Genomic DNA, 12,969 nt, shown 5'->3' on the forward strand with positions numbered 1-12,969 from the left:
TGGACATGATGCGACAACCTGACGTACGGCGTGGAATTCCTCTGGCATTGTGCGCCGGTACGCTGCTGGGAGCAAGAGCTCCTCTTTCAAAGCTGCTGGTCTCCCGGATGGACCCCGTAGCCCTCGCAGGAGCGCTGTTTACCGGTCCGACGTTCATCGCTGCACTGGCGCTGCTGCTGGGATTTGGCAGACGAGGGCAATATGTGCCCGTCACGCGCCGGGATGTTCCACGTCTCGCGGTAGCAGTGCTGACCGGGACGATCGCGGCACCTGTCCTCCTCATGTATGGGATCCGTATTTCCAGTGGATTTGCTGCTTCGCTCATGCTCAACATGGAGGCTGTCGCAACGGCGCTCATTGCACTGGCATTCTTTGGCGAGCGCGTCTCTCCATCGATCTGGCTTGCTGTCCTGTGCATGACGGTCACCGGCATTCTTGTCACCGGTACGGGAAGTGCAGGGTCAGCGCCTGTCGTGGGAGCAATGCTCATTCTCGGCTCCTGTGTCGCATGGGGGATCGAGACAAATGTCGTGACGACGCTCTCGTCGCGTGATCCGCTGATGGTCACGCTCTTGGAGTGCCTGCCTGCGGCATTGACACTCACGCTGGTGGCTGCTTTCCGCGTGGGTGGCCTGCCCCCGGTGCGCGATCTCCTGTTGGGAATGCTGTTGGGATCCGTGTGCAACGGAGCAGGCCTGCTGCTCTACTTCATGTCCCTGCGGACCATGGGCGCGGCACGAACAGCCGCTTTCGCAGGCGTCGGGCCCCTAGCTGGCGCCCTGCTGTCGCTCGTGGTGTTTAGAACGCCTGTTACCTGGGTCGTCGTTGCTGCGCTCGGACTGACGGCGGCAGCCATCCTCGTCGTGGGGCGCGACGACGAGTGGTGTTCACTAGTGTGGGAGACGGTGGAGCGGTGAACGTCCGCCGTGGTATCCCGCTGGCGCTGGGAGCAGGAGTCCTGTTCGGGCTCAGTGCCCCATTGTCAAAGCTCATCGTCGCCGGCATGGATCCGATCGCACTCGCGGGTGTCCTCTATCTTGGTGCATTCGCGGCCGTGTCTGTCGGTCGTCTGCTCGGGGTGACGCGTGGACTGCAGAGCGAACCACTCCGGCGCTCCGACATGCCGTACGTGATTGCGATGATCACCATCGGCGGGATTATGGCGCCGGTGCTCCTGATGTTCGGCGTGCGCGCGGCGTCGGGGTTCACGGCATCGCTTCTCCTGAACCTCGAGGGCGTGACCACGGCGCTTATCGCATGGATGTTCTTCAAGGAACGTGTTTCGGGGGCGGTATGGGGCGCGGTCGCGCTGATGACGATGACCGGTGTCCTGCTCACCGGGGTCACCACGGGCGGGAGGTCCAGCATGATCGGACCGCTGCTGATCATGGGTGCTGCCATTGGGTGGGGCGTCGACAACAACGTGTCCGCTCGGCTGTCCCGCTGTGATCCGCTTATTTTGGTCAGTATCAAGGGACTGGCGGCGGGGCTCTTCTCTCTGGGACTCTCGTGGGCGACCAGAGGCGGCCTGCCTGCCCCGACTAACCTTCTGGCCGGCCTTGGCGTCGGCTGCATCTCGTATGGGGTTTCCCTTGTGCTGTTCATCCTTTCGCTCAAGGTCATGGGCGCGGCCCGCACGGGAGCTTTCTTTGCCGTGGGTCCTCTGGCCGGAGCCCTGCTGTCGCTGGTCATCTTCCGCAGTCCGTTCACGTGGTCGATGGCGGTGGCACTAGTCCTGACAGCAGCGTCGATCGCGCTGGTGGCAAGCGAGGGCCTGCGCACCGATGGAAGACAACGAGCCGACCAGTTGACCGACTGACCGTTCTGGGCAAACTGTAATATCTGAAGGAAGTTCGTCATCCGGGAGGCTCATATGAAGTGGGTAACGCGCGCACACGTGCATGTGGACAGGGTCGCGTGTCCATGGCTGATCAGCCGGTTCGTCGACAATAACGCGGAGTTCGTGTTTGTAGCGACCGACATCGTGGATCAGTTCGCCAAGGACGAGGTTGCGACACCGTTCGACATTGAAGGCGCCGAGCTGGGTCATCAAGACGGTCACTGCAGCTTTGTCTCCATCATGGAGAAGTATCATCTCACGGATAAGGCGCTGTTGCAGCTTGCCGAAGTCGTCAACGCCGCGGACACGGATCAGCTGGACACGAACCCATACGCCAAGGGGCTCGAAGCGCTGGCGCAGGGATTCTCGCTGATGTATCCGGACGACACCGACAACCTGGAGGCTCAATTCGCCGTCTATGACGCCTTGTACGCGTTCTTCCGGCTCAAGGTCGCCCGCGAGAACACGTAAACTCACACATCACTCACACTGGAAACACTGATTGGCTGAACAATACTGTGGCGTCCACAATCCTGTACCAGGAGGAACAACAATGACAACAGCTATCAAGAGTGTCCATGCACGAGAGATCCTTGATTCACGCGGCAATCCGACGGTCGAAGTGGAAGTCACCCTCGCATCCGGCATCATGGCACGGGCGGGCGTTCCATCTGGAGCGTCGACAGGGATTCATGAAGCACTGGAACTGCGTGACGGCGACAAGGCCCGCTATGGCGGAAAAGGTGTCCTGAAGGCCGTAGAGCATGTGAACAATGAGATTGCGTCTGCTGTCATGGGCAAAGATGCCACTAACCAGGCGAGTATCGATCATGCAATGATCGAGCTGGACGGCACGCCGCACAAGACGAAACTGGGCGCCAACGCCATTCTGGGCGTCAGCCTGGCAACCGCACGGGTTGCAGCACAGGCCTGCGACCTTCCGTTATACCGGTACATCGGCGGCGTCACGGCGACAACACTGCCCGTCCCCATGTTCAACATCATGAACGGTGGCGTCCACGCCAACTGGCAGGGAACCGACTTGCAGGAATTCATGATTGCCCCAGTGGGCGCACCCACGTTCCGGGAAGCTGTGCGCTGGGCAAGCGAAACGTATCATACGCTCCAGAGCGTTCTCAAGACTGCCGGCTACACCACCGGCGTCGGTGACGAGGGTGGATTCGCGCCGGCGCTCAAGCGCAACGTCGACGCCATTGAGCTGATCGTCCAAGCCATCGAGAAAGCTGGGTACAAGCCGGGCGAGCAGATCGCCATTGCCCTCGACCCAGCCTCCAGCGGCTTCTATGAAGACGGCTTGTACAACCTGCGCACGGAGGGGCGCAAAGCGACCTCCGCCGAAATGGTCGCCATGTATGCCGACTGGGTGGAGAAGTATCCCCTTGTCGTCCTCGAGGACGGCTTGGCCGAAGACGACTGGGACGGCTGGAAGCTGCTGAACCGGACCATCGGGCAGAAGATCGAGCTCGTCGGCGACGACCTGTTTGTCACGAATGTCGAACGCATCCAGCGCGGCATCGACGAGAACGCGGCCAACGCCGTGCTCATCAAGCTGAACCAGATTGGTACCCTGACCGAGACTATTGCGGCCATCACGATGGCGCGCAAGGCCGGATGGGGTGCTATGGTCTCCCACCGCAGTGGCGAGACGGTCGACAGCTTTATTGCCGACCTCACCGTCGGCATGGGCACCGGGCACCTGAAGACGGGCGCGCCCTGCCGTGGTGAACGTGTCGAGAAGTACAATCAGCTCATGCGCATCGAGGAGGAGCTGGGCAACCAGGCGTCGTACGCCGGACACGCCGCGTTCGTACGGCCTTAAGTAGCGGGGAAGAGCACCTGAACGGCGCGGCACGACTCCTGTCCACGAAATGAATCAGGACAGCGTGCCGCGCCATCGCATTGCTGGTACCATCCGCAGCTTCTTTGCGCTGAACTCCAGCATGATCGCCCTGCTTGCCATGGTTGTCCTGGTGGGCATGGGCGAGAAGATGGCCGAGCGGTTCCTGCCGCTCTATCTCATGGCCGTCGGCGGCACGACGTGGGCGGTCGGCTCGCTGAACGGTATGGACAACCTGCTGTCGGCACTGTACAGCTTTCCCGGCGGATACCTCAGCGATCTCCTGGGCTACAAGAAGGCGCTCATCGTGTTCAACCTCGTCGCGATGGCGGGATATGTGATTGTCATTCTCGTCCCCACGTGGTGGGCGGTTCTCATCGGCGCCGTCTTCTTCATCTCCTGGACGGCGATCTCCCTGCCTGCGATTATGTCGCTGGTGAGCAAGGCCGTCCCAAAGGATAAGCGCACAATGGGCGTCAGCCTCCACTCGCTGACACGGCGCATCCCCATGGCTCTGGGGCCACTCGTGGGTGGCGCGCTCATCCAGGTGTTCGGACGCATCAAGGGTGTCCAGATCTCGTTCGGGGTTGCCCTCTTGCTGGGGGCCGTGGCCATCGTGCTGGAGGTCTTCTTCATCAAGGAAGACCCGGACGCAGGCAAGAAGGACCGTGCTGTTCACCTCAGGGATTCCATCCGCTTCATTACGCCCGACCTGCGCAACCTGCTTATTTCGGACATCCTCATCCGGTTTGCCGAACAGATTCCCTATGCGTTCGTCGTCCTCTGGGCCGTTGACCGGAACGGCATTACGCCCCTGCAATTCGGCGTCCTGACCACGATTGAGATGGTGACGGCGATGCTTGTCTATATCCCCATCGCAATCCTGGCAGACCGCAACAGCAAGAAACCATTTGTACTGACGACCTTCGTCTTCTTTACGGCATTCCCGGTTGTGCTGTACTTCAGCCGGTCGTTCCCTGCTCTTTGCGGCGCCTTTGTGCTGCGTGGGCTCAAGGAATACGGTGAACCGACGCGGAAGGCGCTGATCATGGACCTTGCTCCGGAGAATGCCAAGGCGTCGACGTTTGGCACGTACTATCTCCTGCGCGACATCATCGTCTCGGTCGCCGCGTTTGGTGCCGCGTGGTTGTGGAACAAGGGACCGGGTGTCAACTTCTTCACTGCCGCCGCCTTCGGGGCTGCCGGCACAATCTACTTCGCGGTGTTTGGGCGCGACGTGAAGTCTGCCGCCTGACGTTTCGTGGCTCTCCGCCGACGGACAAAGCCGGGCACGCCCAAGACGAGAATGGACCACCACAGCCCGATACCCCATCCCGCGAGGACGTCCGACAGGTAGTGCGCGCCGAGGTACAGGCGACTGAACCCGATTAACAGAGGGAAGAGAAATGCCAGGGCCAGCCACAGTCTCTTGAGCCTCGGTGACCGCGCAGAACGGAACAGCAGGTAGAAGCCCAGCGCGTAGAGAGCTACCGAGATGTTCGCGTGGCCTGAAGGGAAGCTGCCATCCAACTCTGTCACGACAGAGAGAATCGCCGGGGGACGTGGACGTCCAAAACCAGCCTTGCCAAAGTAGACGACCAGTTCTGATCCGGCACAGGCCAACGCCAGTGTCAGGGCTGCCCGTTGTCTGCGGTTCCACAGGAAGATGACTGCGGCAACCACCATCAGGGTTGCCACCTCCCAGTTGCCCACAAACGAGACTGTTTCGAAGAAGCCTATGCCGAACGGCGTACGGTGCGCGGCCAACCAGTGCACGAGCCAGCCGTCTACGCGGACGATGCTCTCATTGTCGAGTATCTCCTCCGCGAGACCCGAAGCAAGGAAGGCGACATAGATCAGCGCTGTACCGACAAGCACCGCAAACGGCCATGGGTTCTCTAGCCACTGATGGGCGCGGTTCGCGATGAACGAGGCCTGTTTTCTCATGCAGACATGATAGCAGAATAGACGCGAAAACATGCATGTCCGGGCTTGCCTGAAGGGGTTGTCCCGATACACTTCAGAGGCAGGAGCCCATTTCCGGAGGACTCCAGGAGGTACGAGTGCGCGACGTGAAGACCAGAGAAGCCTTTACTGCCGAACACCATGCGCTGCTGTTCGCATGGATCGCCCGGGAGGCGATCGTGCGTATTGGCGAGGAGGAGGCTGCGCCTGTCATACGCGCGGCCGTTCGACTGTATGGCGAACAGCGCGGCCATCGCATGGCGTTGCGGGCACAACAGGATGGACAACCCCTTTCCATGGCGAGCTATCTGTCGTATCGCGAGTGGGAGGTCCCTGCCGGCGAGATACAGCAGACCGGTCTGCCGTGGGGAGGAGACCTCCGGGCTCAGGTGCGCCGCTGCTGCTGGGCCACGACGTGGCAGCAGGAAGGACTCACTGACTACGGCAAGTACTACTGCCAGGAGATCGACAAGGCTGTTGTGCGTGGGTTCAACCCCGACCTGGTCATCGACGTGAAGGGGACCAGGACGAACGGAAGCTGGATGTGTCAGCTCGTCTACCACGGAGCGTTCGAGGGGACCCTGGTCCACGAAGAGGCACAGCGGGCTCAGGAGAAGCGGATTCTTCCGTGGAGTTACCACACAGCGCATCTCTATGCGACGATGAGCGCAGTGCTGCAGCGGGAGCTGGGTACTGCCGGTGTCGCTGCCTCGCAGGCGGCGCTGGAGACCTTTTCCGCACGATTTTGCATCGCCATGGCAGATGTCCTGGCCGGGGATGCCGGTACCGATTTCGACGTGCTTCCGGAGGAACGATGAGGTATGTCCTATGCTGTGCCCGGTGCGGCCGGGACTACGACGATGATAGGAGATGCCTGCGCTGTGAGTGTGGAGGAATGCTGGACCTGTGGTTCGAGCCGTCCTTCCGGCCCGGCATGACGGCCGGCCGACCGCATGATCAGTGGCGTTATCGCGAGGCACTGCCAGTCGGTGATGACGTCGTGACGATGGGAGAGGGCTGGACGCCCCTCCTTCCGGTGACTTTCGACGGCCGGCAGCTTCTCGTCAAGCAGGAACAGCTGTTCCCCACCGGTTCCTACAAGGACCGGGGCGCGGCAGTGCTTATGACTCACCTGCGCGAGCTGGGGGTCGAGCAGGTCGTCGAGGACTCCTCAGGGAACGCAGGGTGCGCGGTGGCCGCTTATGCTGCTCGCGCGGGCATCGCCTGCGACATCTACGTACCCGAGGATACTCCCCCCGCCAAGACGGCGCAGATCCAGGCGTATGGGGCGACGCTGCACCGCGTCCCCGGAACGCGTGAAGACACGGCGCGTGCGGCGCTCGAGGCGGCTGCGACGTGTGTGTACGCCAGCCACGTGTACAGCCCGTGGTTTCTGCAGGGGACCAAGACGTTTGCGTATGAGGTCGCCGAACAGCTCGGCTGGACAGCCCCCGATACCCTGGTCCTGCCCGCAGGCAACGGGACCCTGCTGCTGGGCGCGTACCTGGGGTTCACGGAGCTGGCGCGCGCGGGAATCGTGAGTCACGTGCCGCGCATCATCGCGGTACAGGCTGCGGCATGTGCGCCTCTTGCAGGCGCGTTCGCGGACGGCCTGGATGAACCCATCGAGATCCATGCGAGCCATACGGCTGCTGAGGGCATCGCCATTGCGACCCCGGCACGTGGTTCGCAAGTGCTGGCGGCGGTGCGTGCCACCGAGGGATTGTTCGTGACCGTTTCTGAACAGGAGATCGTCGGAAGTCTTCGGGATTGCTGCCGAGGAGGCTGGTTTATCGAGCCGACGTCCGCCGCGGTGATCGCGGGCGCGCGCAGGTATGCCCGCATCGCAGCGCCGGACGAGACGATCGTGACAGCGTTTACCGGACATGGGTTGAAGGCGGCGGCCAAGATTGCCGAACTCGTGGAGTCTTTCTGACAGGAGGAGGTCCTCATGCAATTAGCAACATTCTCATACCTGGGTCGTGAGCAGGTGGGACTCGTTACACAGGACCACACCAGGATCGTGCCGCTCAATCAACTGCTGGGTATCGATGCCCCCGCGACGATGATCGAGCTCATCGAACAGTGGAAGGACCTGGGTCCCCGACTGCAGGCGGTGTCGGTCTCACCGGACACGGGCTTGCCCGTGGTAGATGTCGGACTCGTCGCTCCCATCCCACATCCACGACGCAACATCATCTGCCTGGGCAAGAACTATCGAGACCACGTTGCTGAAGCTGTCGCGCTTGGGGGTCTCACATCAGGCATTCCGGCTGCTCCTGTCTACTTCTCCAAGATGGTCGACCGTGTACGCGGCTCAACCGAGTCCGTTCCCGTCCACACGGGTGTCACGAGTATGCTGGACTACGAGGCCGAGCTTGCCGTCATCATCGGAAGGGCGGGCCACGACATCGACCCTGGGAGTGTACACGAGTACATCTTCGGCTACTCCATCCTTAACGACATCACGGCGCGGGACCTTCAGAAAAGTCATGACCAGTGGTTCAAGGGAAAGAGCCTGGACGGTACGTGCGCAATGGGCCCCGTCATTGTCACCGCGGACGAGATCGCGTATCCGCCGGCTCTGGACATCGGGTGCAGCGTCAACGGTGAGTCGCGCCAGAAGGCTGTCACGTCGGACCTCATCTTTGGCATCACGGAGATTGTTAGTGATTTCAGCAGAGGTCTGACCCTGATGCCGGGCGACATCATCAGCACAGGGACGCCGGCGGGTGTCGGCATGGGCTTCCGTCCGTTCAGGTGGCTCAAACCCGGTGATGTCGTCGAGTGCCGGATCGAGGGTATCGGTACCCTTAGAAACACGATCGAATAAGCGTCAGGCGGCTCTGACGGCGCGGAACAGAATCCAGGAGCTCAGGATAGCCAGTGTGGCTATGGAAAGGGCAAGTGTTGCCCGGTACTCCTTGCGTTCTTCTTCAATCATTCGGCCGTGGTCGCGCAGCAGCATGGTCGCAGCCACGGAACCGGCGATAACCAGCAGCAGCACCGACACGATATTGCTGGGAACATAGAGGTTACGCCCGCCGGATGCCATGGTCCATCCGTCCCAGACGTAGTTGCCTAGTCCCAGCAGGCCTCCTGTGAAGGCCATGATTGTCATGAGTCTTCTCATCCAACACGCTCCATCATTGCTGGCCGGCTGTTGCCAGCACACAGGTCATTATATCAGGGTTGTGCCAGGAGACAGATCTGATTCCAAAGGAAACGCTGACTGGGCAAAACTCATTGGTAGGGACGAGGGCCTTCAATTAGTTCAGGAGACATTAGATAAAGGCTACATTGCGATAGGACTGGCTGTTTTCAAATTTGATTCAAGAGGAAATATAGGAAAGAATAGCAACTGTCTAACAGATTATGACCCTGAGACGGTTGTCCCTCCATTTGAAGTTGAAGTGACAGATATAACGAAAGAGGTCAAGATAGAACCAGAGCTTTCTTTTGGGTCAGAGCTTATTAATCTTTCTTTCATTGCAAAAGACGTTCAGGTTACAACAATCTGTGATGGGAAGTGGAGGATTTGTTTATCTTAATATACTTTTGCAATTATGACTGCATTACAAAGGCTTATAATGAAAAGGGAGTATTGTTGCATGTACCCCCCTATTTATTCTTCACAAAAACCTCAGGAAAATCTGCAATGAAAGTATGGTTGTACATTGCTTCGAAATTCTCTCAAAACTGTGGAAAACTCTTCGAGGTTCAGAGTCCAATATATAGAGGAAAATTAACCTGCTGAAAAGGATTGCAAGTTACAGAGGAGCAAAAAGCCTGTTGCAAGAAAAATGGATTAAGCTATTAGTAGAAGAGGAACAAATCTAGCCCTCAGAAAGGAGGCGATGGTTGTGCGAGAGGGAATAGCCCAATGCTGGCATTCGGATTGCCTCTGATTAACGGTATAATAGCCGGAATAATTGCTATCCCATTTGGCATCGTCATCGTGACTTTTTCGCGCAATTACCTCATCGAGATCTTCATGCTAATAGCAGGTGCAGGCTGGATTGTCGGCGGCAGCCTGCTTCCCGGTTTATTCTGGCAATTGGGCGCTTCTGCGGATGGTTCTAAGAGAACGGCAATAAGCCCCACAGCGTCATTTTCCGGAGTTGTTCGCGAAAGCATGCCTGTCTACGCCCAGGAGATCGAAAAACGAACAAGCCCCGATGGGATAAGCACTTGGTAAGAATTTACTAAGTCATTCGTTATCAGCAAAGGAGGATAGAAAGAAATGGCTCAAATCAAAGTAACCCGTAAAGCTTATGTACGCAAAGACGGCACCGTGGTAAAAGGTACCTCCTACTACACCAAAGATAAAGGGAAACTCGGCAAAACGCCTGAAAGTGAAAAGTGGTACCAGCATAATGTGGAAATGAACTGGCACAAGGACGAACCGGCTGAAGTGAGGCGAGCCAACGCGCTTAAGGCACACAAAGGCGATGAGCTAGCTACCGCCAGGACTTTGCAGGCGTTAGCCAACGTGACTACGGACCCAGAGACTAGCGAGCTGGCAAAGAATGATGCTGATTACTTCTTCGCCAAGCATTAGTAGCTGATACGCAGGTTCTCACGGACCTTCGTGGTTTAGTCCTTTTCTTTCGTGAAGAAGTTTAGTGCACCGCCATGACCTGCCCTCAATAGTTGTACCACTTCTTATATTAGTACAAAGGACATTGATTAGTACAAAGGACATTGATTAGTACAAAGGACATTGATTAGTACAAAGGACATTGGGCTAAGCAGCATGCAAATGGAAAAGTTTAAGGAACTTGGTCTAAGAGAACATTCTATTTGTCTGGAGGGAGAAATTCCTCCAGACTTTATCAATTGATCCTGAACGGACCCGCATAAATCCTAAGACTTCAGTTTTGAAAACGCAATCAGTTGTGAAAATGACAAAACCCATAAGAGACGATTATGGGTTCAATACCTGGGACGGACCTGGTGACCGAGGGGGGCTGACGATCTCGAAAGCGATCCAGCTGGTGTGACAGGCCAAAGGCGACGAGCGGAACCTGCCGGCCTTTCCGCCGTACTGCGATGAAGAGCTGGTCTAGCGAGCTCCCTGGATTTCGCGCAGGTCGATCACTGTCTCCTCGAGCTTGAGGAGACTGCGCATCGTGTCCTGGTCCACATCTGCCACCTTGAGGATGATGCGGATGCGCTTGGGCGATGCTGCAGGGAACGACGACACGGTCGTGACGAGCCCGCCCGCTTCGACGATGCGGTTGAACAGCGAGGCGAGAGCCCCCTTGCGGTTGTCTATCTCAAGAGATGCGCGGACACCCGGTGCGCGTGAACCGAGCATTTCGACGAACAACTTGAAGATGTCCGTTTCGGTGATGATCCCGACAAGCGCATGCGACTCCGGAGAGCTCACGACGGGCAATGCGTCGACGTTGTGGTCAGCCATGGTCGCAGCAGCCATCTCGATGGGACAGTCAGGGCAGACTGTGACAACGTCCTGCTGCATGACTTGGCGTACAGGCAGGGCAGCGGCTTGGGCGCTGGCTTCCACCCAGCTGATGGGTCGGTCCACGGAGGGCAGCGCATACAGCAGGTCCTTCTCGGAGACGATGCCGATCAAGAGGTTGTCTTCGACGACAGGAAGACGGTGGACGTTGCGCGCGCGCATCATGTTGAGAGCGTCGGACAACCGTGCTTCGGGCTCGATCGTCACGAGGTCGTACGTCATGCATTCACGAACAAGCATCGGCTTCTGTCCGGGACCTTAGCGCTTGCGCGCCGTGCCGACCAGGAACGCACCGGTCAGCGGCCTGAACATACGGCCGAAGGACTCTTGCCTCGAGGCGGTGCTGTCCTGGAATGTGTCCTCGTCAGGAAGTGTGTGGATGCAGCTTTCCATCGTCAGGGCGCCAAAAGTGCCCGTGCGGTGGAACAGCAAGCGCAGGTCGGACGACGAGAAGAAATGCGCTGCCCCGTAGATGGACTCCTCGCGCTTGGCGTGTTCACGGCGAGCGTTGGCCCATGGAGAATCGTTGTTGAGGACGCCGACGACCAGCTTGCCACCCGGTCGTAGTACCCGGGCCATTTCCATGAGGGCCAGCAGCGGGTCCGTGGCAAACTCGAGCGCGGTAATCGACACGACCATGTCGAAGGTCCTGTTTTCGTAGGGGAGCTTCGCCATGTCGGCCTGATCATACCAGATGTACTGGCCGCGGTCCTGGGCCTTGCGGCGAGCTACCTCGATCATCTTCGAGGAGATGTCTACGGCAGTGACGTCGGCGCCGCCTTCGGACAACCGGATACTGTACAGTCCGGTGCCACATCCCACGTCCAGGACGGTCTTGCCCCGCACGACACCCACATGCTTGAAGATCAGAGCGCTTTCGAGCTCATCTTCATAGGCGCCCAGGGGTGTCATGTACCAGGTATCGTAAGTGTCAGCCCTACTGTCGAACAATGCTTCGTCTGCCATGTGGCGCCTCCTGGAGAACAACCTCTTCATTCATTGTCTGCGAGACACGCAGGAATGCAAGTGGAGCTATCATAGATCGCTTGACCGGAGGAGGCTGCCAGGCGACACGGTTCTCAGAACACCGCTGGAGCTGGCGAGGAACTAGCCTGCAGAGCAGACTGACGGCCCGACGACGTGTTCATCGCCGGACCGTATTGCCAAAGGAAACCTGAGGTTCAAGCTTCCGTCTTCAGGTTGAAGATGTGGTACGCGACGAGATACAGCGCGACCGCCAGCAGACTGCCGACTGCGTCCGCGATAACATGCTGCTTGAGGACCTGGGTGGCGATGACCGTGACCACGGAAAAAGCCGTCATCAGCCAGGCGACGGGACGGTAGCGCCTCTTGACCTACCAGAAGCTTGCGGCAAGAGCAGACAGGCCGCAGTGCAATGATGGGAAGCAGTTGTAGGGGTTGTCACTGGCATACTTCGCCAGCAGAGCGTCGACGTATCTGCTGCTACCAGCGACCAGGTTGGTGGGACGGGGTACGTACGTCTGGAACACGATGTAGACGCTGTTGCTGATGGCCTGGATGGCGATGAAGGCGACGCCGAATGCTGTAAAGATCTTCGGATGAACAACGAAGAAGAACAGGAGACAGAAGTAGAGGACGGGTTCCAGCCAGTTGTACGGGATAATGAACTGTGGGATGACCGGGACCCAACGATCGAAGGCAGTCTGGAGGGTGCGGACGTTGGCGGTGGCGTGGTTGGTCATGACGTACCAGGTCGAGGACCAGTAGACACCGCCGGCGAGAACGAGGTTCATCAGGTATCTCCACCAGTTCTCCTTCATGAATCGTCGCAGTTTGTCC

Annotated in this window: 17 protein-coding genes; 11 read left to right on the forward strand and 6 right to left on the reverse strand. The window is 58.7% G+C overall.

Annotation, left to right across the window (positions count from 1 at the left end):
• Nucleotides 1–5: 5 nt before the first annotated feature.
• The 5 genes from SMC1_RS08025 (at nucleotide 6) to SMC1_RS08045 (ending at nucleotide 4,953) form a co-directional block, all read left to right on the forward strand.
• Nucleotides 6–917 (forward strand): DMT family transporter, encoded by a 912-nt coding sequence (locus SMC1_RS08025; protein WP_119086263.1) that lies wholly within the window; start codon nucleotides 6–8, stop codon nucleotides 915–917.
• Nucleotides 914–1,819, forward strand: a complete 906-nt coding sequence (locus tag SMC1_RS08030) for a DMT family transporter (protein WP_126855194.1) — start codon at nucleotides 914–916, stop codon at nucleotides 1,817–1,819. The genes SMC1_RS08025 and SMC1_RS08030 overlap by 4 nt, the downstream gene beginning before the upstream one ends.
• Before the next feature lie 54 nt (nucleotides 1,820–1,873).
• Nucleotides 1,874–2,311 (forward strand): chromate resistance protein ChrB domain-containing protein, encoded by a 438-nt coding sequence (locus tag SMC1_RS08035; protein WP_119086265.1) that lies wholly within the window; start codon nucleotides 1,874–1,876, stop codon nucleotides 2,309–2,311.
• An 82-nt stretch (nucleotides 2,312–2,393) separates the two neighbouring features.
• Nucleotides 2,394–3,680, forward strand: coding sequence for a phosphopyruvate hydratase (gene eno / locus SMC1_RS08040; RefSeq protein ID WP_119086266.1), 1,287 nt, complete (start codon nucleotides 2,394–2,396; stop codon nucleotides 3,678–3,680).
• 121 nt (nucleotides 3,681–3,801) lie between these two features.
• A complete protein-coding gene (locus SMC1_RS08045; RefSeq protein ID WP_413814609.1) occupies nucleotides 3,802–4,953 on the forward strand; it encodes an MFS transporter in 1,152 nt (383 codons plus the stop codon).
• On the opposite strand, the gene SMC1_RS08050 is transcribed toward SMC1_RS08045, so the two are convergent.
• The gene (locus SMC1_RS08050) at nucleotides 4,911–5,645 is read right to left on the reverse strand and encodes a phosphatase PAP2 family protein (RefSeq protein ID WP_165849347.1); all 735 of its coding nucleotides are present in this window, start codon (nucleotides 5,643–5,645) and stop codon (nucleotides 4,911–4,913) included. The two genes, SMC1_RS08045 and SMC1_RS08050, sit on opposite strands and share 43 nt — an antisense overlap.
• Nucleotides 5,646–5,761: 116 nt before the next feature.
• Here SMC1_RS08050 and SMC1_RS08055 point away from each other — a divergent pair, with 116 nt between their 5' ends.
• Genes SMC1_RS08055 through SMC1_RS08065 form a run of 3 tightly spaced genes read left to right on the forward strand, consistent with a single transcriptional unit; the run spans nucleotide 5,762 to nucleotide 8,496 of the window.
• Nucleotides 5,762–6,481: an L-2-amino-thiazoline-4-carboxylic acid hydrolase gene (locus tag SMC1_RS08055; protein ID WP_165849348.1), complete on the forward strand. Its 720-nt coding sequence runs from the start codon at nucleotides 5,762–5,764 to the stop codon at nucleotides 6,479–6,481.
• Nucleotides 6,478–7,599 (forward strand): pyridoxal-phosphate dependent enzyme, encoded by a 1,122-nt coding sequence (locus SMC1_RS08060; protein ID WP_119086270.1) that lies wholly within the window; start codon nucleotides 6,478–6,480, stop codon nucleotides 7,597–7,599. The genes SMC1_RS08055 and SMC1_RS08060 overlap by 4 nt, the downstream gene beginning before the upstream one ends.
• Nucleotides 7,600–7,614: 15 nt before the next feature.
• Nucleotides 7,615–8,496 (forward strand): fumarylacetoacetate hydrolase family protein, encoded by an 882-nt coding sequence (locus SMC1_RS08065; protein ID WP_119086271.1) that lies wholly within the window; start codon nucleotides 7,615–7,617, stop codon nucleotides 8,494–8,496.
• 3 nt (nucleotides 8,497–8,499) lie between these two features.
• Here SMC1_RS08065 and SMC1_RS08070 read toward each other — a convergent pair whose 3' ends face one another.
• Nucleotides 8,500–8,784 (reverse strand): hypothetical protein, encoded by a 285-nt coding sequence (locus SMC1_RS08070; protein ID WP_126855196.1) that lies wholly within the window; start codon nucleotides 8,782–8,784, stop codon nucleotides 8,500–8,502.
• Between SMC1_RS08070 and SMC1_RS08075 the strand changes: the two genes are divergently transcribed.
• The 3 genes from SMC1_RS08075 to SMC1_RS08085 all read left to right on the forward strand — a co-directional run bounded on the left by SMC1_RS08075 (nucleotide 8,765) and on the right by SMC1_RS08085 (nucleotide 10,224).
• Nucleotides 8,765–9,214 carry a hypothetical protein gene (locus tag SMC1_RS08075; protein WP_119086273.1) on the forward strand — a complete coding sequence of 150 codons (450 nt, stop codon included), beginning with the start codon at nucleotides 8,765–8,767 and terminating at the stop codon, nucleotides 9,212–9,214. The two genes, SMC1_RS08070 and SMC1_RS08075, sit on opposite strands and share 20 nt — an antisense overlap.
• A gap of 332 nt (nucleotides 9,215–9,546) precedes the next feature.
• Nucleotides 9,547–9,861, forward strand: a complete 315-nt coding sequence (locus SMC1_RS08080) for a hypothetical protein (RefSeq protein ID WP_119086274.1) — start codon at nucleotides 9,547–9,549, stop codon at nucleotides 9,859–9,861.
• Nucleotides 9,862–9,906: 45 nt separating this feature from the next.
• On the forward strand, nucleotides 9,907–10,224 hold the full coding sequence (locus SMC1_RS08085; RefSeq protein ID WP_119086275.1) for a hypothetical protein: 318 nt from the start codon (nucleotides 9,907–9,909) through the stop codon (nucleotides 10,222–10,224).
• Nucleotides 10,225–10,728: 504 nt separating this feature from the next.
• Here the strand turns inward: SMC1_RS08085 and SMC1_RS08090 are convergent.
• The 4 genes from SMC1_RS08090 to SMC1_RS08100 all read right to left on the reverse strand — a co-directional run bounded on the left by SMC1_RS08090 (nucleotide 10,729) and on the right by SMC1_RS08100 (nucleotide 12,923).
• Entirely contained in the window at nucleotides 10,729–11,388 is a 660-nt protein-coding gene (locus tag SMC1_RS08090; protein WP_119086276.1) for a CBS domain-containing protein, read from the reverse strand.
• Nucleotides 11,389–11,406: 18 nt separating this feature from the next.
• Nucleotides 11,407–12,114, reverse strand: coding sequence for a class I SAM-dependent methyltransferase (locus SMC1_RS08095; protein ID WP_165849352.1), 708 nt, complete (start codon nucleotides 12,112–12,114; stop codon nucleotides 11,407–11,409).
• Between the two features lie 215 nt (nucleotides 12,115–12,329).
• The gene (locus SMC1_RS11135) at nucleotides 12,330–12,455 is read right to left on the reverse strand and encodes a hypothetical protein (protein ID WP_279386572.1); all 126 of its coding nucleotides are present in this window, start codon (nucleotides 12,453–12,455) and stop codon (nucleotides 12,330–12,332) included.
• A gap of 48 nt (nucleotides 12,456–12,503) precedes the next feature.
• Nucleotides 12,504–12,923 carry a hypothetical protein gene (locus SMC1_RS08100; RefSeq protein ID WP_126855197.1) on the reverse strand — a complete coding sequence of 140 codons (420 nt, stop codon included), beginning with the start codon at nucleotides 12,921–12,923 and terminating at the stop codon, nucleotides 12,504–12,506.
• Between the last annotated feature and the right edge of the window lie 46 nt (nucleotides 12,924–12,969).

The sequence above is a fragment of the Candidatus Cryosericum septentrionale genome (genome assembly GCF_003570995.1).
GTDB classification, from domain to species: Bacteria; Caldisericota; Caldisericia; order Cryosericales; family Cryosericaceae; genus Cryosericum; species Cryosericum septentrionale.

Coding starts and splice junctions, on each gene's coding strand:
- SMC1_RS08025 (WP_119086263.1), top strand. CDS start 6: ATGATGCGACAACCTGACGTACGGCGTGGAATTCCTCTGGCATTGTGC.
- SMC1_RS08035 (WP_119086265.1), top strand. CDS start 1,874: ATGAAGTGGGTAACGCGCGCACACGTGCATGTGGACAGGGTCGCGTGT.
- eno (WP_119086266.1), top strand. CDS start 2,394: ATGACAACAGCTATCAAGAGTGTCCATGCACGAGAGATCCTTGATTCA.
- SMC1_RS08045 (WP_413814609.1), top strand. CDS start 3,802: ATGATCGCCCTGCTTGCCATGGTTGTCCTGGTGGGCATGGGCGAGAAG.
- SMC1_RS08050 (WP_165849347.1), bottom strand. CDS start 5,645: ATGAGAAAACAGGCCTCGTTCATCGCGAACCGCGCCCATCAGTGGCTA.
- SMC1_RS08060 (WP_119086270.1), top strand. CDS start 6,478: ATGAGGTATGTCCTATGCTGTGCCCGGTGCGGCCGGGACTACGACGAT.
- SMC1_RS08065 (WP_119086271.1), top strand. CDS start 7,615: ATGCAATTAGCAACATTCTCATACCTGGGTCGTGAGCAGGTGGGACTC.
- SMC1_RS08070 (WP_126855196.1), bottom strand. CDS start 8,784: ATGACAATCATGGCCTTCACAGGAGGCCTGCTGGGACTAGGCAACTAC.
- SMC1_RS08080 (WP_119086274.1), top strand. CDS start 9,547: ATGCTGGCATTCGGATTGCCTCTGATTAACGGTATAATAGCCGGAATA.
- SMC1_RS08085 (WP_119086275.1), top strand. CDS start 9,907: ATGGCTCAAATCAAAGTAACCCGTAAAGCTTATGTACGCAAAGACGGC.
- SMC1_RS08090 (WP_119086276.1), bottom strand. CDS start 11,388: ATGCTTGTTCGTGAATGCATGACGTACGACCTCGTGACGATCGAGCCC.
- SMC1_RS08095 (WP_165849352.1), bottom strand. CDS start 12,114: ATGGCAGACGAAGCATTGTTCGACAGTAGGGCTGACACTTACGATACC.
- SMC1_RS08100 (WP_126855197.1), bottom strand. CDS start 12,923: ATGAACCTCGTTCTCGCCGGCGGTGTCTACTGGTCCTCGACCTGGTAC.